Genomic DNA, 23,959 nt, shown 5'->3' with positions numbered 1-23,959 from the left:
CATCTGCCCGCGTCGCTCGAACGCCGCTGACCTGGAGTGGACGGTCCTGCACGCGGCCACGACCACTCCCGAGCGGTCACTCGGCGGAACGGATCGACAGCCCGCGCCGGACCAAGGTCGACTATTCTCCGATTCGAGCGGGTCCGGTTTCGGCTCCGCCCCAGCGTTGGAGGAGGTGGGTCCGGTCACAGGGACCGACACAGGGACCGACGACGGCCGCCCGCAGGAGACGACGGCCGAGCGCAACGCGCGTTTCGAGCGCGACGCCCTCGGTTTCCTCGACCAGATGTACTCGGCAGCCCTGCGCATGACGCGCAATCCCGCGGACGCCGAGGACCTGGTCCAGGAGACGTATGCCAAGGCGTACGGCTCCTTCCACCAGTTCCGTGAGGGCACCAACCTCAAGGCGTGGATGTACCGCATCCTCACGAACACCTTCATCAACTCGTACCGCAAGAAGCAGCGCGAACCCCAGCGCAGTGCCGCCGAGGAGATCGAGGACTGGCAGCTGGCCCGCGCCGAGTCGCACATGTCGACCGGACTGCGCTCCGCCGAGTCCCAGGCCCTCGACCACCTGCCCGACTCGGACGTGAAGTCCGCGTTGCAGGCGATCCCCGAGGAGTTCCGCATCGCGGTCTATCTCGCCGATGTCGAGGGCTTTGCCTACAAGGAGATCGCGGACATCATGGGGACTCCCATCGGTACGGTGATGTCCCGACTGCACCGGGGCCGCCGCCAACTGCGCGGCATGCTGGAGGACTACGCCCGTGACCGCGGGCTCGTCCCCGCCGGCGCCGGGGAGTCGGACGATCGGAAAGGCTCGGGCTCATGAGCTGCGGAGAGCCGCACGAGACGGAGTGCGCAGAGGTTCTCGACCACCTCTACGAGTTTCTCGACCGGGAGATGCCCGACAGCGACTGCACCAAGTTCGAGGAGCACTTCGTCGAGTGCTCCCCGTGCCTGGAGAAGTACGGCCTCGAACAGGCCGTCAAGAAGCTGGTGAAGCGCTGCTGCGGCCAGGACGACGTGCCGGCCGACCTGCGCTCCAAGGTGATGGGCCGCATCGACCTCATCCGCTCGGGACAGGCGGTGCCGGAACAGGACGTCACGGTCTCCGGCCCCGAGGTACCGAGCGCCGCCAAGGAGTAAACCTCCCGCGCTTCACCCGAACGTGCTAATCGCCCCCAACGGCACCCGCCCGGATCGCCCCGCTCGTTAGCGTGGCCCCTTCACGAGCGGAGCTGGGGGGCGAGCCAGGGTGAGAGCCACACGCGGGGCGGCGCGGGCCCATATCGGCGCCGTCGCCCTCGGCGCGGCCCTGTGCGCCGCGCCCGCCCTGCGCCCCGGCACCCCGTGGACCACCCTCGCCCTGCTCGCCGGGCTCTACCTCGCCTGCGAACTCCTCGGCCGCCGCCCCTTCCCGGTCGGCTTCATCGGCGCGGGGTCCTTCTTCCCGCTGCTGCTCGCCGCCGCCTTCCTGCTGCCGCCCCAGGCGGCGGCGCTCGTCGCCGTCCCCGGCTCCCTCGTGGGCCGGGCCGGCAAACCGCCCGCCGCCGCCCGCCGGATCTGGCGCGCCGCCGAACTGGCCGTCGCCGTCTGGGCGGCCGCCCGCGTCCACGCGCTGCTCGGCGGGCCCGCCGCGCTCGGCAGCCCGCCCGACCTGCCCTACGCGCTGCTGCCCGTCTGCGCGGCGGCCCTCGCCTTCAGCGCCGTGCTCGCCGCCCTCGACGGCTCGATCCTGCTCGTCGCCGAGCAGCTGCCGGTCCGCCGGGCCTGGCGCGGGCTCCTGCCGCGCTCCCTCGCCCCCCACCTGGTGCACGGCCTCGCCGGGCTGATGATGGCCGTCCTCTGGAACAGCCCGTACGGGCCGCTCGCCGCGCTCTTCGTGCTGCTGCCCATGTACATCTCCTGCTGGGTCTACGCCCAGTACCACCGCGAGCACGCCGCGCACCGGGCCACCATCAGGGCGCTCGTCCAGGCCGTCGACATCAAGGACACCTACACCCGGGGCCACAGCGAACGCGTCGGCCGCGCCTCCGTCCTCATCGCGCACGAACTGGGCCTCGACCGGGAACGCGTCGAAGTCCTCCGGTTCGCCGGCATCCTGCACGACGTCGGCAAGCTGGGCGTCCCCACCCGCGTCCTGCGCAAGGACGGCCCGCTCACCCCCGAGGAGCGGCGCGTCATCGAGCTGCACCCGGAGTACGGGCACGAGATCGTCCGGGGCATCGGCTTCCTCGGCGAGGCCAGGGCCGCGATCCTGCACCACCACGAACGCCTCGACGGCAGCGGCTACCCGTACGGGCTCTCCGGCCGGGGCATCCCCGAATGCGCCCGCATCGTCGCCGTCGCCGACGCTTTCGACGCCATGACCTCGACCCGCTCCTACCGGCGGGGCCGGCCGGTCCCGGTCGCCGTGGAGGAGCTGAAGCGGTGCGCGGGCACGCAGTTCGACCCCCAGATGGTGCGGGCCCTGGCGCGCGGCCTGGAGCGGTACGGCTGGTTCGGGGCGGTCACGGCGGACGACGCGCAGCTGCCGCCGCCGCGCGAGGCGGACGGTGCCGGGCCCGTCCCCGCACCGCTGAGCCCCCGGCCGCCCGAAGGAACCGAGGACCCCCGGTGACCCCGGGGCCCGCCACCCTCGCCGTGCGCGGCGTCGCCCTCGTCCTCGCCGCCGCCGGGCTCGGTCACACGCTGTGGCGGGGCGTCCACGATCCGGGGCACGCCCTCGCCTTCGGCGCCCTCATCACCATCGGGGAGCTGGCCCGCTGGGGCGCCCTGCCCGGGGAGCGGGAGCCCGCGCCCCTCGGCGCCGCCGGGGCCCTCGCGTACGCCCTGCTCGGGCGCAGCGGCGGGCAGCCCACCAGCCACGGGGTCCTCCAGGTCGTCGCGGTCCTCGCCGCCGCCCAGCTCGTCGCCTCGGTGCCGCAGCTGGCGCGGGGCGACGGGCCGGGCGCCGACCAGGTGGCCCGGCGGATGCTCACCGTGACCTTCGCGGCGGTCTGCTTCCAGCCGCTGTACAACGCGGGCCTCAGCGAGCAGTGGTTCGGCGACGGTCCGTACTACGCGGCCTTCCTGCTCCTGCTGCTCGGCCTGACCGCCCTGTGCGACGCCGTGCTCGCCGCGCTCCTGCTGCGCGCCCGCACCCTGCCGCGCGGCTCCCGGGCCACCCCCGCACCGTACGGCCCGCTGCTCCGCGACGAGCTGCGGGCGCTCACCGGCATCGGCTCGGCCGTCTGCGCGACCGGCGCGGTCATGGCGCTCGGGGTGGCCGCCGCCGGGCTGTGGGCGCTGCCCGTGCTCTGCGTACCGCTGCTGCTCACCCAGCTCTCGTACCGCAGGTTCGCCGCCGTGCGCACCACGTACCGGCAGACCATCGCCTCGCTCGCCCGGTCCACCGAGATCGCCGGGTACACCCCGCACGGCCACGCCCGCCGGGTGGCCGAGCTGTGCACGGCCGTCGGGCGCGAGATGGGCCTGACCGGGCCGGAGCTCATCGTCCTGGAGTACGCGGCGCTGATGCACGACATCGGCCAGCTCTCCCTGGTCGACCCGGTGCCGGACGGGGCGACGGCCCTGCTGCCGGCCGCCGAGCAGCGCCGGATCGCGCTGCTCGGAGGTGCGGTGGTCCGGCAGACCGGGGTGGACGCGAAGGTGGCCGTCGTGGTAGAGCGGCAGGCCGACCCCTACCGCGAGCAGCCGCTGTCCGCCAGGATCGTCCGGGCGGTGAATGCATACGACGACCTCAGCGGGGAAAGCCTCTCGGGGCCACTGGGTGCGCTGGAACAGCTCAGGCTCGGCACCGGGCACGACTACCAGCCGCAGGTGGTGGAGTCCCTGGCGCGCGTTCTGGCCCGGGGCGGTCTGACCCCCGTCCCGCCCGGGTAACCGATGGGTAATGAGCGGGCCCCGGGCCCGGCATGGTTGGATGCGAAGAGAGCGGTAGAACGAGGGTGTCCAGTCGGGACAGGCGGGAATCGTGAGGATCTTCGGGAAGGTACGGCATCGGCCGTCCGCCTCTTGGCGGCAGGCCACGGACCGCGCGTTCACGCTGATCGGCGACGGCCGGTACGAGGACGCGGGGGCGCTGCTGACACGCGCGGCGGACCTGGAGCCCTGGCTCTCCGAGTCGTGGTTCAACCTGGCGCTGCTGCACAAGTTCCGGCACGACTGGGAACAGGCGAGGGCCGCCGGGCTGCGGGCCGTCGCCCTGCTCGACAAGGAGTCCGGAGCGCCGGACTGGTGGAACGTGGGCATCGCCGCGACCGCCCTCCAGGACTGGCCGCTGGCGCGCCGCGCCTGGCAGGCGTACGGGCTGAAGGTCCCCGGCGGCGGTCAGCAGACCCCGGCCGCGGGCAGCGAGCCGGTCGGCATGGAGCTGGGCAGCGCGGCGGTACGGCTGTCGCCGGAGGGCGAGGCCGAGGTCGTGTGGGGCCGCCGTCTCGACCCGGCCCGGATAGAGGTGCTGTCGATCCCGCTGCCGTCGTCCGGGCGGCGCTGGGGCGAGGTCGTGCTGCACGACGGGGTGCCGAACGGTGAGCGGATCACCGCGGCGGGCCCGTCCTACCCGGTGTTCGACGAGATCGAGCTGTGGGCCCCGTCGCCCGTGCCGACCTGGGTGGTGCTGCTGGAAGCGGCCACGGAGGCGGACCGGGACGCGCTGGAGCAGCTGGCCTCCGACGCGGGGTTCGCCGCCGAGGACTGGTCCTCTTCGGTGCGGCTGCTGTGCCGTTCCTGTTCGGAGAGCCGGATGGAGAGCGACGAGGGCGACGGCGAGCACCTGGACCCGCACGACCACAGCGAGCCGGGCCACCCGGGCCCGCTGGGCCACCGCACGGCCGGTGAGCTGTGGGTGCCGGAGCGTGAATGCGGCCTGGCGGCCCCGGCCGGACTGGTGCGCGGTCTGCTGGACGGCTGGGTGGCGGACAGCCCGGACAGCCGCGAGTGGCGCGATCTCGAAGAAGTCTGCTGACCCGTGCCCGTAGGCTGTACGCCTATCGATTCGGGTTTTGAGGAAGGCGTACGGCGGACATGGCGCAGCAGGAGACGGACGAGCAGGTCAGCGTCGACGAGGAGGGCTTCCTCATCGACACCGAGGACTGTGAGGCGCGCGAGACGGCACACCGCGAGCGCGGCACCTCCCGTCCGATCACGGTCGTGGGCAACCCGGTCCTGCACAAGGAGTGCAAGGACGTCACGGAGTTCGGCGACGAGCTGGCCGCGCTGATCGACGACATGTTCGCGAGCCAGCGCACGGCGGAGGGCGTCGGCCTGGCCGCCAACCAGATCGGCGTCGACCTCAAGGTCTTCGTCTACGACTGCCCCGACGACGAGGGCGTGCGGCACGTCGGCGCCATCTGCAACCCGGTCCTGGAGGAGCTGCCGCCCGAGGCGCGCGTCCTGGACGACTCCGGCGAGGGCTGCCTCTCCGTGCCGACGGCGTACGCCAAGCTGGCGCGCCCGGACTACGCGGTGGTGCGCGGCCAGGACGCGAAGGGCAATCCGGTCCGGGTGCGCGGCACGGGCTACTTCGCGCGCTGCCTCCAGCACGAGACGGACCACCTGTACGGGTACCTGTACATCGACCGGCTGTCCAAGCGCGAGCGCAAGGACGCGCTGCGGCAGATGGCCGAGAACACCCCGCGCTACGAGGTCGTCCCGAACGACTGAGCCTTTGCGGCGAACGCGGCGCGGGCCCGTCCCGCGCCGCGTTCGTCTCTCCGCCAACCCCGTTTCTACACGCGTAGTTGACGGGCTCCGCCGCATCCGCCAGGCTCGTGCACCACACCTTCGACAGCGGTAGGGAGCCCCCGTGATCAGACGTTCCGCACGACTCCTGCTCAGCCTTGTCATGACCATGGCCTTTGCGCTGGGCGGTGCCGTGGTCACCGCCGGCACCGCGCACGCCGACGGCTGCTACACCTGGACCCGCACCCTGAAGTCCGGCGCCACCGGCGACGACGTGAAGCAGCTCCAGATCCGGGTCGCCGGCTACCCCGGCTACAACTCGGTCCTGGCCGTCGACGGCTCGTACGGCCCCGCCACCACCGCCGCCGTCAAGCGCTTCCAGGCCGCGTACGGGCTGGCCGCCGACGGCGTCGCGGGCCCCGCCACGCAGGCCAAGCTCTACGCCCTCCAGGACAACGACTGCACCCCGGCGCACTTCACGTACGCCGAGATGAACCGCTGCAACAGCACCTGGTCGGGCGGCGCGGTCTCGGCGGCCACGGCGAAGGCCAACGCGCTGAGCACCATGTGGAAGCTGGAGGCGCTGCGCCACGCGCTCGGCGACCGGCCCATCACCATCAACAGCGGCTTCCGCTCGACGTCCTGCAACAGTGCCGTGGGCGGCGCCTCGAACAGCCGCCACCTGTACGGTGACGCGGCCGACCTCGGCGGGATCGCGTTCTGCACCCTCGCCAAGGAGGCCCGCAACCACGGGTTCAACGGCATCCTCGGCCCGGGCTACCCGGACCACAACGACCACGTCCATGTGAACCAGGGCCCCAGCCACTACTGGTCCGCGCCCAACTGCGGTATCTGACCCACGCGGTGGGGGCCCGCCGACCCTCGGCGGGCCCCCACCGCTCGTGCTTACGCCCCGGCCCGCAGCGGTGTGCCGCCGGTCGTCTGCACCGCCGCGCCGTCCGCCCGGCGCTCGGTCAGCCGCAGCTGCGAGATCGCGTTGCGCAGGGCGAACGCCCCGTGGTCGGCGTCCAGTTGCCAGCGCTGGGTGCGCGCCCCCGCCGAGCAGGCCCCGAGCGAGAGTTCGGCGCCCACCTCCAGCGGTGCGCCCAGGTACTTCTTGCCGCGTACCGCGTCCAGGCACAGCCCGTCCGCCGAGCGGACCGTGTAGTAGCCGTCGTCGGTCGCGGTGAGCGTCCAGGCCGCCTTCGCGCCCTTGACCAGGGCGACCCCGGAGTCCGCCGCCGGGGCCAGCGCCTTCGCGCCGGACGTCAGCCGGTAGGTGCCGTCGGCCAGCGGGGCGCGGTCGGTACCGCCCCAGCCGGGGGCGTGGCCGATGCGGCGGGCCATGGCCTCGAAACCGGCGTACGTCGCACTGGGCTTGGGGCCGCCCCAGGTGGCCTGGGCGAGGAAGCGCAGCGGCATGAAGACCTTCGCCTCGACCTCGTTCTCGGTCTCGGCCGCCGCGCTGTCCGGCCACAGGCTGATCTTCGCGCCGGTCAGGTTCGCCGCCGTGGCGGGCAGCGTCTCGCCCTCGAAGCGCAGGGGCGTCCAGTCGCTCTCGTACAGCTCCCGGGTCTTGGTGGTGTAGCCGCCGCGCACCAGGTACAGCGCGTAGGCGGAGTTCATCACCGGGCGGCCCTCGGCGAGCAGGGCGGACGGCTGCTGGATGGCGCCGCCGCCGAGCCAGTGCTCGACGGTGATGTCACGGTCCAGCGGGACGAGCGTGTTGCGGCCCAGGAGCCCGTCGTTCCAGATCCGCAGCGAGCGGCCCTGCTTCTTCACATGGGCGTTCACCTGGTTGATGAAGTCCACGAACAGGTCGTCCGGGGTGGCCGACGCGCCGAACTTCGCGGTGGCCGCCGCCTGGAGCTGCGGATAGTCCGGGTAGGAGGAGCCGAGCATGTACTCGTCGGCGCCCATGTGCCAGGTGCCGCTGCCCCAGACGTCCAGGGCCTCGTCGACCAGCGAGGTGTAGTACGTGAGCGCCTCGGGCCGCGAGATGTCCAGGCGGGGCGCGGAGGCCGTGCCGTCCTTGTCCTTGAGCTGGAGCTCCGGGTGCTTCTCCAGGTACGGGTCCATGTGGCCGGGGGAGTTGATCTCCGGGACCAGGTCGATGTGGTACTTCTTCGCCATCGCGGCCAGCGAGCGGATCTGCGGCTTGGTGTAGTAGCCCCAGAACGCCGACTCCGGGTCGGTGTCGCTGCGGACCTTCGCCTCGATCCACAGCTGGTTGAGCTTCTGGGACGCCATGTCCTTCATCAGCCGCTCGAACCAGGGCAGCGACACGTTGATGTAGCAGGCGCAGACCCCGACCCCGCGCTCCCGGTACGCGGGCACGTCGGTCGCCGAGCCGCGCGCGGCCCGCCCGTCGTCGTTCAGGAGCTGGAGCACCGTGCGCGAGCCGTAGAACACGCCCGCCGAGGTGGCCGCCGTCACCGTGACCCGGTCGCCGACCTCCAGCCGGTAGCCCTCCGCCCCGAGGGAGCGCTTCAGCGAGGCGTCCTGGCGCAGCACGATGTCACCGGCGCGCGCCCGGCCCCGGGAGACCCGCTGTCTGCCGTCCAGCTCACCGGCGAACCGGGCCGCGTCCTCCGCCGTACGCCGCTCGCGCACCCCGTCCAGCACGATCCTGGCCCGGTCGGTGAGGACGAACGTGCCGCTGCCCGGCTGCCACTGGCGCAGCGAGGGCAGCACCTCCGGCGGGGGAGCCGACGCCGGGGCCTCCCCGGCCGAGGCGGTCTGCCAGGGGAGCAGGGCGGCGGCGAGCGCGGCCACCACGGCCCCGATGGTCCTTCGTCTTGCCTTCAGCATGTCCATGGCATCGACCCTGACGCGCGCGCGAAGGCCCGGTCCATGGACAGGTCGCGCGACCGGTTGGACGAATGATCGGATGTGCCCCGCTCGCCTCAGGCCGCCTCGGTGAGGGCGGACGGCCCCCGGAAGGTGCGCCGGTACGCCTGTGGCGTGGTGTCCAGCGCCCGTACGAACTGGTGGCGCAGCGCCGCCGCCGTCCCGAAGCCGGTCCGGTCGGCGATGGTGTCGATGGTTTCGTCGGATGTCTCCAGGAGGTGCTGGGCCAGCAGGACGCGCTGGCGCAGCAGCCAGCGGTACGGAGTGGTCCCGGTCTCCTGCTGGAAGCGGCGGGCGAAGGTGCGCGGCGACATGTGCGCCCGGTCCGCGAGCTGTTCGACGGTCATCTCGCGGTCGAGGTGGCGCTCCATCCAGGCCAGCGTGCCGCCCACGGTGTCGCACCGGGTGCGCGGCAGCGGCCGCTGGATGTACTGCGCCTGCCCGCCGTCCCGGTGCGGCGGCACCACCATCCGCCGGGCGATGGTGTTGGCGGCGGCCGGCCCGTACGCCTGGCGGACCAGGTGCAGGCAGGCGTCGATCCCCGCCGCCGTCCCCGCCGACGTGGTGACCGGCCCGTCCTCCACGTACAGCACGTCCGGCTCCACGGCGGCCTCGGGGAAGCGGCGGGCCAGGTCGTCGGCGTGCCGCCAGTGCGTGGTGCAGCGGCGGCCGTCGAGCAGCCCGGCCGCGCCCAGGAGGTAGGCCCCGAGCAGACGCTGAGCACCCGGGCGCCCCGCTCCACGGCCCGGCGCAGGGCGGTCAGGACGTCCGCCGGGAACTCGCGCTCCCCGAAGCGGCTGCCGGCCGGGACGGCGACGAGGTCGGCCTCCTCCAACCGGTCGAGGCCGTAGGGGGTGTGGATCGTGAAGCCGGCGTGGGTGCGCAGCTGGGGCCCCTCGCCGGAGACCACCGCGAAATCGTGCACCGGCAGGCCCTCGTCGCTGCGGTCGAGGCCGAACACCTCGCAGAGCACGCCGAGTTCGAAGGGGTGGACGTCATCGAGCATCAGGGCGGCGACGTTGTTCAGCATGGACCCAGTGTGGCAGTAATTCGATGTCCTATGACAGTCCTGCCACTGCCGCTTCTTCGCCGGAACGAGGACAGTAGAGGCATGAACACATTCCAGAACTTCCTCGGCATTTCCGCACTTTTCGCCCTCGTCCTGCTGCCGGCGCTCATCGGCGCCGCCCGCGAGCGCCGCATCGACCGCGAGCTGCGCGAAGCGGAACAGGACCGGAGCACCCGCCCACCGCAAAGCGTGGACGCCGCGCGGCCGGTGGGGGCCGCACGGCGTCCGTACGTCAGGAGCTGGGCGAGGATCTAGCCCTTCCGCCTAGAAGTCGTCGTCGAAGCCGACCGTGCCCTCGACGGCGACCTGGTAGGCCGACGGGCGCCGCTCGAAGAAGTTCGTGAGCTCCTGGACCCCCTGGAGCTCCATAAACGAGAACGGGTTCTGCGATCCGTACACCGCCGGGAATCCGAGGCGGGTGAGCCGCTGGTCGGCGACGCACTCCAGGTACTCGCGCATGGACTCGGTGTTCATGCCGGGCAGCCCGTCGCCGCACAGGTCGCGGCCGAACTGCAGCTCCGCCTCGACGGCCTCCTTCAGCATGTCGGTGACCTGCTGCTGGAGGGCGTCGTCGAAGAGGTCCGGCTCCTCCTTGCGGACCGTGTCCACGACCTCGAACGCGAAGTTCATGTGCATGGTCTCGTCGCGGAAGACCCAGTTGGTCCCCGTGGCGAGGCCGTGCAGCAGCCCGCGCGAGCGGAACCAGTACACGTACGCGAAGGCGCCGTAGAAGAACAGCCCCTCGATGCACGCCGCGAAGCAGATCAGGTTCAGCAGGAAGCGACGGCGGTCCGCCTTCGACTCCAGCCGGTCGATCTTCTCCACCGAGTCCATCCAGCGGAAGCAGAACTGAGCCTTCTCGCGGATGGACGGGATGTTCTCCACCGCCGCGAACGCCGCCGCGCGGTCGTCCGGGTCGGGCAGATAGGTGTCGAGCAGCGTCAGATAGAACTGGACGTGCACGGCCTCCTCGAACAGCTGCCGCGACAGGTACAGCCGCGCCTCGGGGGAGTTGATGTGCTTGTACAGCGTCAGCACCAGGTTGTTCGCGACGATCGAGTCACCGGTCGCGAAGAACGCCACCAGGCGTCCGATCAGGTGCTGCTCGGCGGGCGTCATCCTGGCGAGGTCCGCCACGTCCGAGTGGAGGTCGACCTCCTCGACGTGCCAGGTGTTCTTGATCGCGTCCCGGTAGCGCTCGTAGAAGTCCGGGTAGCGCATGGGCCGCAGGGTCAGCTCGAAGCCCGGGTCGAGCAGGTTCTTCTCGGTGTCGGCGGTGGTCATTACTGGCAGGCCTCGCAGGACTCGGGGTTTTCCAGGGAGCAGGCGATGGCGTCCGCGTCGGGCGCCTGCGCCTGCTGTACGGGGATGGGGGCGGCGGCCGAAGCGGCCCCGGACGCGGCACGGGCGATCCGGGTCGCCGGACGCGACCGCAGGTAGTACGTCGTCTTCAGGCCCTGCTTCCAGGCGTACGCGTACATCGAGGAGAGCTTCCCGATCGTCGGCGTCTCCAGGAACAGGTTGAGCGACTGGCTCTGGTCGAGGAACGGCGTACGGGCCGCCGCCATGTCGATCAGACCGCGCTGCGGGATCTCCCACGCGGTGCGGTACAGCGCCCGCACGTCCGCCGGGATCCAGGCGAAGCCCTGCACCGAGCCGTTCGACTCGCGCAGCGCCTCACGCGTCCGCGCGTCCCACACGCCGAGCCGCTTCAGCTCGTCCACCAGATAGCCGTTGACCTGGAGGAACTCACCGCTCAGGGTCTCCCGCTTGAAGAGGTTCGAGACCTGGGGCTCGATGCACTCGTAGACCCCCGCGATCGAGGCGATCGTCGCGGTCGGGGCGATGGCCAGGAGCAGCGAGTTGCGCATCCCGGTCGTCGCGATCCGGGCCCGCAGCGCCTCCCAGCGCTCCGGCCAGTGCAGCTCCGTGTCGTAGTGGTCGGGGTGCAGCACCCCGCGCGCGGCCCGGGTCTCCGACCAGGCGGGCAGCGGACCCGACCGCTCCGCGAGGGCGCAGGACGCCTCGTACGCGGCCAGCATGATGCGCTCGGCGATCTTCGTGGAGAGCGCCCGGGCCTCGGGGGAGTCGAAGGGCAGCCGCAGCTGGAAGAAGACGTCCTGGAGGCCCATCGCGCCCAGGCCCACCGGCCGCCAGCGGGCGTTGGACCGGCCGGCCTGCTCGGTCGGGTAGAAGTTGATGTCCACGACCCGGTCGAGGAAGGTCACCGCGGTCCGCACGGTGGCGTCCAGGCGCTCCCAGTCGATCGAGCCGCCGTCCACGAACGCGCCGAGGTTGACCGAGCCGAGGTTGCAGACGGCCGTCTCGCCGTCGTCGGTGACCTCCAGGATCTCGGTGCACAGGTTCGAGGAGTGCACGACCCTGCCCGGCTCGGCGGTCTGGTTCGCGGTGCGGTTGGAGGCGTCCTTGAACGTCATCCAACCCTGCCCGGTCTGCGCCAGGGTCCGCATCATCCGGCCGTACAGCTCGCGGGCCGGCATGGTCTTGCGGGCCAGGCCCTTCGCCTCGGCCGCCCGGTAGGCGGCGTCGAACTCGTCGCCCCACAGGTCGGTCAGCTCGGGCACGTCCGCCGGGGAGAACAGCGACCAGGTCCCGTCCGCGTCGACGCGGCGCATGAACTCGTCCGGGATCCAGTGCGCCAGGTTCAGGTTGTGCGTGCGGCGCTGGTCCTCGCCCGTGTTGTCGCGCAGCTCCAGGAACTCCTCGATGTCCGCGTGCCAGGTCTCCAGGTAGACCGCGGCGGCACCCTTGCGCCGGCCGCCCTGGTTCACGGCGGCGACGGAGGCGTCCAGCGTCTTGAGGAACGGCACGATGCCGTTGGAGTGGCCGTTGGTGCCCCGGATCAGGGAGCCCCGGGCGCGGATGCGGGAGTACGAGAGGCCGATGCCGCCCGCGTGCTTCGACAGGCGGGCCACCTGGTGGTAGCGGTCGTAGATCGAGTCCAGCTCGTCCAGCGGCGAGTCCAGCAGGTAGCAGGAGGACATCTGCGGGTGGCGGGTGCCGGAGTTGAAGAGCGTCGGCGAGGACGGCAGGTAGTCCAGCCGGCTCATCAGCCCGTACAGCGCGGCGACTTCGTCCAGCGCCCGCTCGGAGGTGTCCTCGGCGAGCCCGGCGGCGACCCGGAGCATGAAGTGCTGGGGGTCTCGATGACCTGGCGGGTGAGCGGGTGGCGCAGCAGATAGCGGCTGTGCAGGGTGCGCAGCCCGAAGTACCCGAAGCGGTCGTCGGCGCCGTCCGCGAGGGACCGCTCGACCAGCGCGTCCAGGGCGTCCGCGTGCAGCGTCGTGAACTCGGCGGTCCGGTCCGCGATCAGGCCCTCGCGGTGGCCCACGGCGACCGAGGCGGAGAACGAGGTGGCGCCCTGCCCGGCGGCCTCGTCCGCGATGGTCCGGGTGAGCAGCCGGGCGGCGAGCCGGGAGTAGGCCGGGTCCTCGGAGATGAGGCCGGCCGCGGCCTCGGTGGCCAGCGAGCGCAGCTCCGCCTCGTCCGACCGGGCGTTGCGGCCGCGCAGGGCGGCGGCGGCGACGCGACCGGGGTCGGTGTCGGGCAGGTCGGCCGTGAGGTCGGTCAGGGTCCGCAGCAGTGCGGTGCCCGGTCCGTCGCTCGCGGTCCCCGTTGCTTCGGCCGCTGAAACCGGATCGGCTGGCGCGATGGTCACGGTGGTGCTCTCCCTCGCTCGGCTCTGGGCCGGAGGGGAGCACGGGGGCAGCCGGGCAGGAGCGGACCCGGTCGGGGCGCACTCCGTGCGGCGTCCACCGGCCCATCCCACGAGGCCCGGACGTCTGGGCATCCGGTTCGGTCGAGCCGGATGCGCTGTCGGCAGGTCCTCGGACTCCACGGGTGCGCGAAAGCACACCGAATACACCGTTGCGGGACAGTTCCGGATTCACACCGGATTCCCCTGCGACGACAGCGAGCACGAGCATACATGTGGGGGCCGCCCTGTCGGGCAGCCCCCACATGTTGTGTCGCGTGGCGTAAAAGTGTGCGGTCAGTGACCGCCCGGCGCGCCCGCCGTGGCCGGCGGCAGCTTCTCCTGGACGCCCGGGTCGCCCGCGTCCGCGGTGTAGTCGCCGGGGGAGGTCTCGTCGGTCCCGGCGGGGGCCTTGAGCGCGTTCAGGACGAAGGTGAGGACGACGACGACCACGACGTTCAGCACGAACGCGGTGAGGCCGATGTAGCCGATCTCGCCGAGGCCCGGGATCTCCTTGGAGGACCCGCCGAAGTGCTTCTGCGTCGGGCTCGCGACCCCGTACGCGGCAGCCGTACCGTAGACCATGCCGACCGCCCAGCCGGCGAGCAGCGCCCAGCGGTGGAACCACCGGGTGAACAGGCCGCCGACCAGGGCCGGCATCGTCTGGAGGATCCAGATCCCGCCCAGCAGCTGGAAGTTGATCGCGACGGTCTTGTCCATGGTGAGGACGAAGGCCAGCGCGCCGACCTTGACCAGCAGCGAGACCAGCTTGGAGACCCTGGTCTCCTGCTCGGGCGTCGCGTCCGGCTTCAGGAAGTCCTTGTAGATGTTGCGCGTGAAGAGGTTCGCCGCCGCGATGGACATGATCGCGGCCGGCACCAGGGCGCCGATGCCGATCGCGGCGAAGGCCACGCCCGCGAACCAGTCGGGGAACATGTTCTCGAACAGCTGCGGGATGGCCAGCTGGCCGTTGTCCACCTTGACGCCCGCGGCGATCGCCATGAAGCCGAGCAGCGCGAGCAGGCCCAGCATCAGCGAGTAGAGCGGCAGGATCGTGGTGTTGCGGCGGATCACCTCACGGCTGCGGCTGGAGAGCGTCGCCGTGATCGAGTGCGGGTACATGAAGAGCGCCAGCGCGGAGCCGAGCGCCAGGGTCGCGTAACCCCACTGGCCGGCCGCGGCCGGTGCGAGGCTGCCCGCGCCCGCCTTGGTGAACTTGTCCTGGGCGGAGGCGAAGATGTCGTCGAAGCCGCCCAGCTTGATCGGAATGTAGATGATCGCGACGGCGATGACCAGGTAGATCAGCCCGTCCTTGACGAACGCGATCAGGGCCGGCGCCCGCAGCCCGGAGGAGTAGGTGTACGCGGCGAGCACCGCGAACGCGATCAGCAGCGGCAGGTCCTTGACGAACCAGTTGGTGTTCTCGCCGCCGCCGACGCCCATCACGTCCAGCACCGCCTGGATGCCGACGAGCTGGAGCGCGATGTACGGCATGGTGGCGAGGATGCCGGTGACCGCGACGGCCAGCGAAAGACCCTTCGAGCCGAACCGGCCGCGGACGAAGTCCGAGGTGGTGACGTACCCGTGCTTGTGCGAGACCGACCACAGGCGCGGCAGGAAGGTGAAGATCAGCGGGTACACCAGGATGGTGTACGGCACCGCGAAGAAGCCGGAGGCGCCGGCCGCGTAGATCGCCGCGGGCACGGCGACGAAGGTGTACGCGGTGTAGAGGTCGCCGCCGAGCAGGAACCAGGTGACCCAGGTGCCGAACGACCGTCCGCCCAGGCCCCATTCGTCGAGCGTGGCCTCGTTCTCGGCCTTGCGCCAGCGGGCCGCCAGGAAGCCCATGACCGTGACGGCCAGGAAGAAGAAGATGAAGACGCCGAGCGCGACGCCGTTCACGCCGTCCTTCATGCCGACGCACCCCCCTTGCGGGCGCGCTGGTCACGCTGCCACAGCTTGTACGCGACCATGGTGAGCGCGGTGGAGATCAGCACCCAGAGCATCTGGTACCAGTAGAAGAACGGGATGCCGATGAAGGTCGGGTCGATCTTCGCGTACGAACTCACCCAGAGCATCGCCACGAACGGCGCGACGAGGCACAGCGCGATGACCACCCGCACCGGTGTGACCGTGGGTGGCTTTCCTTCTGGTTCTTCCGCCATGGCGGCGACTCCGTCCCCTCGCTGATCACCTGTAATGCGCAGGAAATCTAGGCGAGGGATCCGGCCACCGTCACCCCCTGTCCGCATTGCGGTCCGGCAACGGTCGTCACGGACCGGCCGGTTGGCCGGAATGGCGGCAAACGTCCGAGGGCTGGTCCAGGCCAAGCCCGGCCACGGGAACGCCGAACGGCCCCCGGGGGCGGTCCGGGGGCCGTTCGGAAGCACATGCGTACGAGGGGTCAGTCCAGCGGCCGCTTCAGGCGGGCGACGAACTTGTAGCGGTCGCCGCGGTAGACCGAGCGCACCCACTCGACCGGTTCGCCCTGCTCGTCCAGCGAGTGCCGGGAGAGCATCAGCATCGGCAGGCCCACGTCGGTGCCGAGCAGCCCGGCCTCGCGCGGGGTGGCCAGGGAGGTCTCGATGGTCTCCTCGGCCTCGGCCAGCCGGACGTCGTACACCTCGGAGAGCGCGGTGTAGAGCGAGGTGTACTTGACCAGTGAACGGCGCAGCGCGGGAAAGCGCTTGGCCGACAGGTGCGTGGTCTCGATGGCCATCGGCTCACCGCTCGCCAGGCGCAGCCGCTCGATCCGCAGGACCCGGCCGCCGGCGCCGATGTCGAGCAGCCCGGCCAGGGTGTCGTCGGCGGTGACGTAGCCGATGTCCAGGAGCTGCGAGGTCGGTTCGAGTCCCTGGGCGCGCATGTCCTCGGTGTACGAGGTGAGTTGCAGGGCCTGGGAGACCTTCGGCTTGGCGACGAAGGTGCCCTTGCCCTGGATGCGCTCCAGCCGGCCTTCGACGACCAGCTCCTGGAGGGCCTGGCGCACGGTGGTGCGCGAGGTGTCGAACTCGGCCGCCAGGGTCCGTTCCGGGGGACGGGGGTGCCCGGCGGCATGGTGTCCGTCATGTCGAGGAGATGTCGCTTCAGCCGGTAGTACTTCGGGACGCGCGCGGTGCGCGTCCCGGCGCCCGCACCCGTCTCGTTCTCCGAACTGCCCCCGTCGGCGCCCATGGCCCGCCTTCCCGACTGCTGCGTTGCTGCCGTCACCGGCTCCTCCGTCTGTCGCGGCTCACATGGTGGCACGGTCCGGTCACGGCTCGTCGCCCTCCCTCAGGTGTCGGTCCTATAACGGACGCGAGTGCACTTCTTATACACCCTTGACACCCCTAAAGGTCTAGGCCAAGCTCCCGGTACTGGTCTAAACCATTAAAGACCAGGTCCCAGCCCCAGAGGTACTCGTCGACGTTCTCGCGCGGTGGGGAGGGGGTTGCAGCATCCCTGAGGAGGGTGGCGTGAAGCGCAAGCTCATCGCGGCGATCGGCGTCGCGGGCATGTTGGTTTCCATCGCGGCGTGTGGTTCGGACGACAAGACGTCCTCGAAGGACCCGAAGGACCGCAAGGAAGACCTGACTGTCTGGCTCATGGGCGAGGCCCAGTCGACCTGGCCGGAACTGGTGAAGGACGTCAACGCCCAGTTCAAGAAGAAGTACCCGAACGTCAACGTCAAGATCCAGTACCAGGGCTGGGCTGACAAGGTCAAGAAGCTCGACACCTCCCTCGGTGGCGACAAGTTCCCGGACGTTGTCGAACTCGGCAACACCGAGACCATGCAGTACATCCTCAACGGCGCGCTCGGCGAGATCGACACCTCGAAGTACGAGAACTCGGACACCTGGATCAAGGGTCTGAAGGACACCTGCTCCTACGAGGGCAAGATCTACTGCGTTCCTTACTACGCCTCCGCCCGCCTCGCGGTCTACAACAAGGACATGCTGAAGGCCGGTACCGGCAGCGACACCCTCCCGCAGAACGAGGACGACTTCCTCAAGGCGATGGACAAGGTCCAGGCCGAGCTCGCGAAGAAGGACAAGCGCGCCTCGTCCCTGTACTACCCGGGCCGTTACTGGTACGCCGCGATGTCCTACGTCGCAGCCGAGGGCGGCCAGATCGCCAAGTACGACGAGGGCTCGAAGGAGTGGAAGGCCACCCTCTCCACCCCCGAGGCGCAGAAGGGCATCCAGCACTTCGTCGACCTGGTCAAGAAGTACAACAAGGCCGACCAGACGAAGGACGAGCAGGACCACGCCAACGTCATGGCCAACGAGAAGGCCGCGGTCATCTACGGCCAGGCCTGGGAGGCCGGCAGCGTCACCACGGGTGAGAACGGCAACCCGAAGCTCGACGGCAAGATCGCCACGGCCGGTATGCCCGGCCCGAACGGCAAGGCGCTCCCGTCCTTCATCGGCGGCTCCGACCTCGCCACCATCTCCAAGTCCAAGGTCCAGGACCTGGGCGAGGAGTGGATCTCCCTCTTCACCAACGCGAAGTCCATGGACGTCCTCGCGTCGAAGAACATCCTCCCGAACAACGAGAAGCAGCTTGAGCCGCTGAAGGCCAAGCCCGAGACGGCCGCCATCGCCAACGCGGTGCCGGACGCCTGGTTCACGCCGATCGCTCCGGGCTGGGCCTCCATCGAGAAGGAGGAGATTCTGGAGAACATGCTCCTGAAGATCCTCAAGGGCACGTCCGTCGCCGACGCCACCAAGAAGGCCGACAGCGAGATCGACGCACTGATCAACAAGAAGGCCTGAGCCTTCTGATCGCCAGGCGGGGGCCCGGCACTGCGCCGCGGCCCCCGCCCGCTTCAGCTCAAGAACGCCGTGTTTTCCGGGGGGCTGCCTCGGACCCGCGATGGAAGGTCAGCCACGTGACTGCCGCCGATACCAAGGCCGCCGGGCCACCGGTCCCCGTACCACGTGATCCCCAGGCGGACGGGAGCCCCCTGTCCGACGAGGGCGGCAACGCTCCCCTGAAGCAGAAGAGGAAGCGGAAGAAGGGCGAACTGCTGCCCTACCTCCTGATCCTCCCGGCGATCGTGGCGATCGCCGCCGTCTACCTCTACCCGCTCGCCAAGACCGTCATCATGTCCTTCCAGGACATGGGGAGGCGCGAGCTGTGGACCGGTGATCCCGCACCCTGGGTCGGCTTCGACCAGTTCACCAACATCCTCGGCGACTCCGAGTTCTGGTGGGTGACCTTCCGCACCGTCGTCTTCATGGCCGTCTGCGTGACGCTGACCATGGGCATCGGCCTGCTGATCTCCCTGCTGATGCGCCGGCTGTCCACCTGGGTGCGGCTCATCCTGACCTTCTGCCTGATCGCCGCCTGGTCGATGCCGCTGATGGTCGCCGCCTCCATCTTCCGGTTCATGGCCGACTCCGACTACGGCCTCATCAACACCCTCATCGCGAAGGTCGTGGGCGAGGACTGGCTCGGCCACAACTGGTACCTCAACCCGGTCCAGGGCTTCGCGATCATCACCCTGCTGGTCGTCTGGGGCGCCATCCCGTTCGTCGTCGTCACGCTGTACGCGGCCCTCACCCAGGTCCCCCAGGAGCTGGAGGAGGCCGCCTCGCTCGACGGCGCCACCAGCTTCGGGGTCTTCCGCTACGTGACCTGGCCGGTCATCAAGCCGGTCTTCTCCATGGTCTCCACGCTGTCGGTGATCTGGGACTTCAACGTCTTCGGCCAGATCTGGCTGCTGCGCGGCAGCAAGCCCGAGCCCGAGTACGAGACCCTCGGCCTCTACTCGTACTCCAAGGCGTTCGAGTCCACCTCCTTCAGCCAGGGTTCCGCCATCGCCCTGATCACGGTGATCCTGCTGTCCGCGGTGGCCGTGTACTACCTGCGCCAGCTCATGAAGACGGGAGAGGTCGAATGAGCACCACGACCGACACACCTCAGGTCCTGCGCCCGGACCGCAAGAAGACCCGGGTCGGCCTGAACATCCTCGGCCTCGGCATCGCCCTGGTCATGGTCTTCCCGGTCTACTGGCTGGTCGTCAGCGCCCTGCGGCCCAGCCGCGAGATCCGCTCGTACGACCAGACCCTGTGGCCCTCGTCGATCACCTTCGACAACTTCGTCAAGGCCGTCGACCAGCCGAACTTCGGCACCGCGGTCCAGTCCAGCCTCATCGTCACGATCACCGCCGTCCTCGGCGGCATGGTCATCGCCACCCTGGCGGCCCTGGCCATCGGCCGGTTCCGCTTCTTCGGCCGCAAGCCCCTGGTCCTCATCCTCATCCTGGTCCAGATGCTCCCGCCGACGGCGATGCTCATCCCGATCTACGCCCAGCTCAACGCCATGGGCGGCATCGACGAGTACTGGAGCCTGATCGTCGTCTACCTGGTCTCCACGCTGCCGTTCGCGACGATCATGATCCGCGGCTTCGTGGTGAACATCCCGGTGGAGCTGGAGGAGTCCGCCATGGTGGACGGCTGCACCCGCTTCGGCGCCTTCCGCCGGGTGATCCTGCCGCTGCTCGCCCCCGGCCTCGCCGCCGCGTCGATCTTCGCGCTGGTGAACGCCTGGAACGAGTACCTCTTCGCCTACATCCTGATCAACGACAACTCCAAGTACACGCTCAACGTGTGGCTGATGACGTTCACCAGTGAGCGCGGTACGGACTACGGCGCCCTGATGGCGGCGTCCACCATGATCGCTCTTCCGGTCGTCATCTTCTTCATGTTCGTGCAGAAGAAGATGGCCGCGGGGCTCACCTCCGGCGCCGTGAAGGGATAACGCCGCCCCATGACCACCCTCACCTCCACCACGGACACCGTCACCCGTGACGCGCTCGCCGTGCTGCAGCCCGGCTTCACCGGCACCTCGGCGCCCGAGTGGCTGCTGCGCCGGGTCGGCGAAGGACTCTCCTCCGTCGGCCTGTTCGGCCGCAACATCGAGACGCCCGAGCAGCTCGCCGCGCTCACCGCCCAGCTCAGGGCCGAGCGGGACGACGTGCTCGTCGCCATCGACGAGGAGGGCGGCGACGTCACCCGCCTCGAGGTGCGGCACGGCTCCTCCTTCCCCGGCAACCTGGCGCTCGGCGCGGTGGACGACACCGAGCTGACCCGGGCCGTCGCCCACGAGCTGGGCCGCCGGCTCGCCGAGTGCGGGGTCAACCTCAACTGGGCCCCGTCCGCGGACGTCAACTCCAACCCGGGCAACCCCGTCATCGGCGTCCGCTCCTTCGGCGCCGACCCGCACCTGGTCGCCCGGCACACCGCGGCGTACGTGGAGGGCCTCCAGGCCGCCGGCGTCGCCGCCTGCACCAAGCACTTCCCCGGGCACGGCGACACCGCGGTCGACTCGCACCACGCGCTGCCCCGCATCGACGTCGACCTGGAGACCCTGCACGCCCGGGAGCTCGTCCCCTTCCGGGCGGCCATCGCGGCCGGCTCCAAGTCGGTGATGAGCGCGCACATCCTGCTGCCCGCGCTCGACCCGCACCGCCCGGCCACCCTCAGCCCCCAGATCCTCACGGGTCTGCTGCGCGAGGAGCTGGGGTACCAGGGGCTCATCGTGACCGACGCCGTGGAGATGCAGGCCATCGCCTCGACGTACGGGATCGAACGCGGCTCCGTCCTCGCCGTCGCGGCCGGTGCCGACGCGCTCTGCGTCGGCGGCGGGCTCGACGACGACAGCACCGTGCTGCGGCTGCGCGACGCGCTGGTCGCGGCGGTGCGCTCCGGTGAACTTCCCGAGGAGCGGCTCGCCGATGCCGCTGCCCGGGTGCGGGCCCTCGCGTCCTGGACGCGGGAGGCCAGGGGGGCTGTACGGGAGCCGGGCGCGGCAGCACAGGAGGGGACCGCGCCCGGCACCGCACAGAACACCGGCATCGCCTCGGACATCGGCCTGGTCGCCGCCCGCCGCGCGGTGAAGGTGACCGGCGAGGCCGCACCTCTCACCGGTCCGGCGTACGTGGCCGCCTTCACCCCGGTCGCGAACATCGCGGTCGGCGACGAGACCCCCTGGGGCCTCGCGGCCGAGCTGTCCCGGCTCGTCCCCGGCACGGAGACCGGCACCTACGACGGGGACTCCGCGGCCCCGGCCGAGGCCGCGCTCCGGGCGGCGGGGGACCGGCGCATCGTCGCCGTGGTCCGCGACGCCCACCGCCACGCGTGGATGACCGAGGCCCTGGACGCGCTGCTCGCGGCGCGCCCGGACACCGTCGTGGTCGAGATGGGCGTCCCCCAGGCCGGGCCCCGGGGAGCGCTGCACATCGCGACGCACGGCGCCGCCCGCGTCTGCGGCCGGGCGGCGGCGGAGATCATCGCCGGGAGCTGACCCCGCACATACGAGAGGGCCGGGACACCACCGCGGTGTCCCGGCCCTCTCGCGTAGGAACTACAGCCCCTGCCAGGCCGGCTTCGCCGCGTACGTCGCGCGGAAGTAGTCCGCCAGCTTCAGCTTCGACGCCGCCGCCTCGTCCACGACCACCGTCGCGTGCGGGTGCAGCTGGAGCGCCGAGGCGGGCACGATCGAGGCGACCGGTCCCTCCACCGTCGCGGCCACCGCGTCCGCCTTGCCCTCGCCCGTCGCGAGCAGGATCGGGTGGCGGGCCTCCAGGATCGTGCCGATGCCCTGGGTGATGACGTGGTGCGGCACCTGGTCGATGTCGTTGTCGAAGAAGCGCGCGTTGTCGACCCGGGTCTGCTCGGTGAGCGTCTTGATCCGGGTGCGGGAGGCGAGCGAGGAGCAGGGCTCGTTGAAGCCGATGTGCCCGTCGGTGCCGATGCCCAGCAGCTGGAGGTCGACCCCGCCGGCCTCGGCCAGCGCCTTGTCGTACGCCTCGCAGGCCGCCTGGACGTCCTCGGCGGAGCCGTCGGGGCCCATGAACGCGGCCTCGGAGAGCCCGAGCGGTTCGACCACCTCGCGCAGCACCACGGAGCGGTACGACTCCGGGTGGCCCGCCGGCAGTCCGACGTACTCGTCCAGCTGGCAGACGCGGGCGCGCGAGGCGTCCACGGCACCGGAACGGACCAGGTCCGCGAGGGCCTGGTAGATGGGCAGCGGGGTAGAGCCGGTGGCAACGCCGAGAAGGGCGTCGGGCTTGCGGCCGAGCAGGGCGCCGATGGCCCCCGCGATCAGCTCGCCGCCTGCCTTGGCGTCCGGGACGATGACAACTTCCACGCGGGGCCTGCCGATCCGATCGAGAGTGACGATATGTGGTATAGACCAATCAAGGTCCCAATCTAGCAGACTCGGGCCCGCTCCGAGGGGCCCGTACCGGCACCCGGACGCCCCACGCGGCCGCCGCCCGCTGGCGGCCCCCGCGCACCCCGTGTTCGACTTGGGCGAGGCACCGCGACACCCGGGAGGCACCAGACATGTCCGCCCCATACCCGGCCGGTGACGGCGAACGGCCCGGCCACATCATGTCGGGCGAGATGGCCGAGCAGCCCGCGATGCTCCGCCGCATCCTGGAGCGCGGCGCGCCCGCCGTCCGCGAGACCGCCGAACGGATCGCGGCCAGGAACCCGCGCTTCGTCCTGCTCACCGCCCGCGGCACCTCCGACAACGCCGCGCTCTACGCGAAGTACCTGCTGGAGATCACGCTCGGGCTGCCCTGCGGGCTGGCCTCCATGTCGACCACCACGGCGTACGGCGCCAAGCCGGACCTGCGCGACGTGCTCGTCATCACCGTCAGCCAGTCCGGCGGCTCGCCCGACCTGGTGGCGTCGACCAAGGCGGCCCGGGAGGCCGGAGCGGTGACGCTGGCGGTGACCAACAACCCGGACTCCCCGCTCGCGGCCGTCTCCGAGTACCACATCGACATCCTGGCCGGGCCCGAGAAGGCGCTGCCGGCCACCAAGACGTACACCGCGTCCCTGCTGTCGCTGTACCTCTTCGTGGAGGGGCTGCGCGGCGGCGACGGGGCGGCGGCCGGTGTCCTGCCGGACCTCGCGGCGGAGGTGCTCGCCCGCAAGGACGAGGTGCGGGCCCTGGCCTCGCGCTACCGGTTCGCCGAGCGCATGGTCATCACCTCGCGGGGCTACGGCTATCCCACGGCCAAGGAAGCCGCCCTGAAGCTCATGGAGACGAGCTACATCCCCGCCCTCTCGTACTCCGGCGCCGACCTGCTGCACGGCCCCCTCGCGATGGTCGACAACATCTCACCGGTGATCGCCGTGGTGACCGACGGCCGGGGCGGCGAGGCCCTTCAGCCCGTCCTGGACCGGCTGCGCGGCCGGGGCGCCGACCTCTTCGTCGTCGGGCCCGCGGCCCAGGTGGCGGCGGCGTCCGCGGGGTTCGTGCTGCCGACGGCCGGGGTGGCGGAGGAGGTCCAGCCGGTCCTGGAGATCCTGCCGCTCCAGATGCTGGCGTACGAGGTGACGATCGCGCGGGGCCAGGACCCGGACGCGCCGCGCGCGCTCGCGAAGGTCACCGAGACCCGTTGAATTCCGGGAGGCCCCGGAAGAACCCGCGGGCCGCGGCGCCGGGCCGGGACCCTCAGCCCGACCAGCACCGCAGCCCGGAGTAGGGCCGCCCTCGCGGGCGGCCGGCTCGGCCGGCGGTGTGCGGTGCCCCCGGCCGGGGGAGAGGCACCGGCGCAGTCAGGGCAGAGAGCGCGGTACCTCGGTCCGCTCTCCTGTGCGGGGAGAGCGGAGGTTCTACCTCAAGCATTGTGGACT

Annotated in this window: 18 protein-coding genes, 3 pseudogenes and 1 riboswitch; of the genes and pseudogenes, 13 read left to right on the top strand and 8 right to left on the bottom strand. The window is 71.1% G+C overall.

What is annotated here, in order from left to right; genetic code table 11:
* Nucleotides 1-175 precede the first annotated feature (175 nt).
* From NEH16_RS10345 to NEH16_RS10315, 7 genes are all read left to right on the top strand, one after another.
* Nucleotides 176-832, top strand: coding sequence for a sigma-70 family RNA polymerase sigma factor (locus NEH16_RS10345; RefSeq protein ID WP_018105559.1), 657 nt, complete (start codon nt 176-178; stop codon nt 830-832).
* Entirely contained in the window at nt 829-1,149 is a 321-nt protein-coding gene (gene rsrA, locus NEH16_RS10340; protein ID WP_073964051.1) for a mycothiol system anti-sigma-R factor, read from the top strand. Before NEH16_RS10345 ends, rsrA begins: the two co-directional genes overlap by 4 nt.
* A 109-nt stretch (nt 1,150-1,258) precedes the next feature.
* The gene (locus NEH16_RS10335) at nt 1,259-2,623 is read left to right on the top strand and encodes an HD-GYP domain-containing protein (RefSeq protein WP_265541543.1); all 1,365 of its coding nucleotides are present in this window, start codon (nt 1,259-1,261) and stop codon (nt 2,621-2,623) included.
* On the top strand, nt 2,620-3,888 hold the full coding sequence (locus NEH16_RS10330) for an HD-GYP domain-containing protein (RefSeq protein ID WP_265541541.1): 1,269 nt from the start codon (nt 2,620-2,622) through the stop codon (nt 3,886-3,888). Before NEH16_RS10335 ends, NEH16_RS10330 begins: the two co-directional genes overlap by 4 nt.
* Before the next feature lie 91 nt (nt 3,889-3,979).
* Nucleotides 3,980-4,972: a tetratricopeptide repeat protein gene (locus tag NEH16_RS10325; protein WP_018549909.1), complete on the top strand. Its 993-nt coding sequence runs from the start codon at nt 3,980-3,982 to the stop codon at nt 4,970-4,972.
* Nucleotides 4,973-5,031: 59 nt separating this feature from the next.
* On the top strand, nt 5,032-5,670 hold the full coding sequence (gene def / locus NEH16_RS10320) for a peptide deformylase (protein WP_073964049.1): 639 nt from the start codon (nt 5,032-5,034) through the stop codon (nt 5,668-5,670).
* Nucleotides 5,671-5,812: 142 nt separating this feature from the next.
* A complete protein-coding gene (locus tag NEH16_RS10315) occupies nt 5,813-6,544 on the top strand; it encodes a D-Ala-D-Ala carboxypeptidase family metallohydrolase (RefSeq protein WP_265541537.1) in 732 nt (243 codons plus the stop codon).
* A gap of 50 nt (nt 6,545-6,594) precedes the next feature.
* Here the strand turns inward: NEH16_RS10315 and NEH16_RS10310 are convergent, their stop codons facing one another.
* The gene (locus tag NEH16_RS10310) at nt 6,595-8,505 is read right to left on the bottom strand and encodes a family 20 glycosylhydrolase (RefSeq protein ID WP_265541535.1); all 1,911 of its coding nucleotides are present in this window, start codon (nt 8,503-8,505) and stop codon (nt 6,595-6,597) included.
* Nucleotides 8,506-8,594: 89 nt separating this feature from the next.
* Nucleotides 8,595-9,568, bottom strand: a pseudogene (locus NEH16_RS10305) (GlxA family transcriptional regulator).
* Nucleotides 9,569-9,649: 81 nt separating this feature from the next.
* Between NEH16_RS10305 and NEH16_RS10300 the strand changes: the two are divergent.
* On the top strand, nt 9,650-9,862 hold the full coding sequence (locus NEH16_RS10300; RefSeq protein WP_265541533.1) for a hypothetical protein: 213 nt from the start codon (nt 9,650-9,652) through the stop codon (nt 9,860-9,862).
* Between the two features lie 9 nt (nt 9,863-9,871).
* Here NEH16_RS10300 and NEH16_RS10295 read toward each other — a convergent pair whose 3' ends face one another.
* The 5 genes and pseudogenes from NEH16_RS10295 to NEH16_RS10275 form a co-directional block, all read right to left on the bottom strand.
* Complete coding sequence (locus NEH16_RS10295; RefSeq protein WP_265541531.1) at nt 9,872-10,891, bottom strand: ribonucleotide-diphosphate reductase subunit beta; 1,020 nt, start codon at nt 10,889-10,891, stop codon at nt 9,872-9,874.
* A pseudogene (locus NEH16_RS10290) lies at nt 10,891-13,286 on the bottom strand (ribonucleoside-diphosphate reductase subunit alpha). The gene NEH16_RS10295 and the pseudogene NEH16_RS10290 overlap by 1 nt, the downstream one beginning before the upstream one ends.
* 155 nt (nt 13,287-13,441) lie before the next feature.
* A riboswitch (adenosylcobalamin-variant (AdoCbl-variant) riboswitch) is annotated at nt 13,442-13,541 on the bottom strand.
* 78 nt (nt 13,542-13,619) lie between these two features.
* The gene (gene mctP / locus NEH16_RS10285) at nt 13,620-15,236 is read right to left on the bottom strand and encodes a monocarboxylate uptake permease MctP (RefSeq protein WP_265541528.1); all 1,617 of its coding nucleotides are present in this window, start codon (nt 15,234-15,236) and stop codon (nt 13,620-13,622) included.
* Complete coding sequence (locus tag NEH16_RS10280) at nt 15,233-15,487, bottom strand: DUF3311 domain-containing protein (protein WP_073964041.1); 255 nt, start codon at nt 15,485-15,487, stop codon at nt 15,233-15,235. Before NEH16_RS10280 ends, mctP begins: the two co-directional genes overlap by 4 nt.
* A gap of 239 nt (nt 15,488-15,726) precedes the next feature.
* Nucleotides 15,727-16,496, bottom strand: a pseudogene (locus NEH16_RS10275) (GntR family transcriptional regulator).
* Between the two features lie 281 nt (nt 16,497-16,777).
* Between NEH16_RS10275 and NEH16_RS10270 the strand changes: the two are divergent.
* The 4 genes from NEH16_RS10270 to NEH16_RS10255 all read left to right on the top strand — a co-directional run bounded on the left by NEH16_RS10270 (nt 16,778) and on the right by NEH16_RS10255 (nt 21,611).
* On the top strand, nt 16,778-18,076 hold the full coding sequence (locus NEH16_RS10270) for a sugar ABC transporter substrate-binding protein (RefSeq protein WP_073964039.1): 1,299 nt from the start codon (nt 16,778-16,780) through the stop codon (nt 18,074-18,076).
* A 116-nt stretch (nt 18,077-18,192) separates the two neighbouring features.
* A complete protein-coding gene (locus NEH16_RS10265; protein ID WP_265541525.1) occupies nt 18,193-19,206 on the top strand; it encodes a carbohydrate ABC transporter permease in 1,014 nt (337 codons plus the stop codon).
* The gene (locus NEH16_RS10260; RefSeq protein WP_073964037.1) at nt 19,203-20,066 is read left to right on the top strand and encodes a carbohydrate ABC transporter permease; all 864 of its coding nucleotides are present in this window, start codon (nt 19,203-19,205) and stop codon (nt 20,064-20,066) included. Before NEH16_RS10265 ends, NEH16_RS10260 begins: the two co-directional genes overlap by 4 nt.
* A gap of 9 nt (nt 20,067-20,075) precedes the next feature.
* On the top strand, nt 20,076-21,611 hold the full coding sequence (locus NEH16_RS10255) for a glycoside hydrolase family 3 protein (protein ID WP_265541520.1): 1,536 nt from the start codon (nt 20,076-20,078) through the stop codon (nt 21,609-21,611).
* Between the two features lie 60 nt (nt 21,612-21,671).
* On the opposite strand, the gene nagB is transcribed toward NEH16_RS10255, so the two are convergent.
* Entirely contained in the window at nt 21,672-22,457 is a 786-nt protein-coding gene (gene nagB / locus NEH16_RS10250) for a glucosamine-6-phosphate deaminase (RefSeq protein ID WP_073964035.1), read from the bottom strand.
* Nucleotides 22,458-22,654: 197 nt separating this feature from the next.
* On the opposite strand from nagB, the gene NEH16_RS10245 reads away from it, so the two are divergent.
* Nucleotides 22,655-23,725 carry an SIS domain-containing protein gene (locus NEH16_RS10245; protein ID WP_265541518.1) on the top strand — a complete coding sequence of 357 codons (1,071 nt, stop codon included), beginning with the start codon at nt 22,655-22,657 and terminating at the stop codon, nt 23,723-23,725.
* Nucleotides 23,726-23,959 lie beyond the last annotated feature (234 nt).

It is taken from the genome of Streptomyces drozdowiczii (genome assembly GCF_026167665.1).
Lineage (GTDB): Bacteria > Actinomycetota > Actinomycetes > Streptomycetales > Streptomycetaceae > Streptomyces > Streptomyces drozdowiczii_A.
The sequence above is the reverse complement of the archived record's forward strand: the minus strand, read 5'-3'. Positions and strand labels throughout refer to the sequence as shown.

Excerpts from the sequence above, each read along its gene's own strand:
- rsrA (WP_073964051.1), top strand. The coding sequence starts at position 829 with ATGAGCTGCGGAGAGCCGCACGAGACGGAGTGCGCAGAGGTTCTCGAC.
- def (WP_073964049.1), top strand. The coding sequence starts at position 5,032 with ATGGCGCAGCAGGAGACGGACGAGCAGGTCAGCGTCGACGAGGAGGGC.
- NEH16_RS10310 (WP_265541535.1), bottom strand. The coding sequence starts at position 8,505 with ATGGACATGCTGAAGGCAAGACGAAGGACCATCGGGGCCGTGGTGGCC.
- NEH16_RS10300 (WP_265541533.1), top strand. The coding sequence starts at position 9,650 with ATGAACACATTCCAGAACTTCCTCGGCATTTCCGCACTTTTCGCCCTC.
- NEH16_RS10295 (WP_265541531.1), bottom strand. The coding sequence starts at position 10,891 with ATGACCACCGCCGACACCGAGAAGAACCTGCTCGACCCGGGCTTCGAG.
- mctP (WP_265541528.1), bottom strand. The coding sequence starts at position 15,236 with ATGAAGGACGGCGTGAACGGCGTCGCGCTCGGCGTCTTCATCTTCTTC.
- NEH16_RS10280 (WP_073964041.1), bottom strand. The coding sequence starts at position 15,487 with ATGGCGGAAGAACCAGAAGGAAAGCCACCCACGGTCACACCGGTGCGG.
- NEH16_RS10260 (WP_073964037.1), top strand. The coding sequence starts at position 19,203 with ATGAGCACCACGACCGACACACCTCAGGTCCTGCGCCCGGACCGCAAG.
- NEH16_RS10255 (WP_265541520.1), top strand. The coding sequence starts at position 20,076 with ATGACCACCCTCACCTCCACCACGGACACCGTCACCCGTGACGCGCTC.
- NEH16_RS10245 (WP_265541518.1), top strand. The coding sequence starts at position 22,655 with ATGTCCGCCCCATACCCGGCCGGTGACGGCGAACGGCCCGGCCACATC.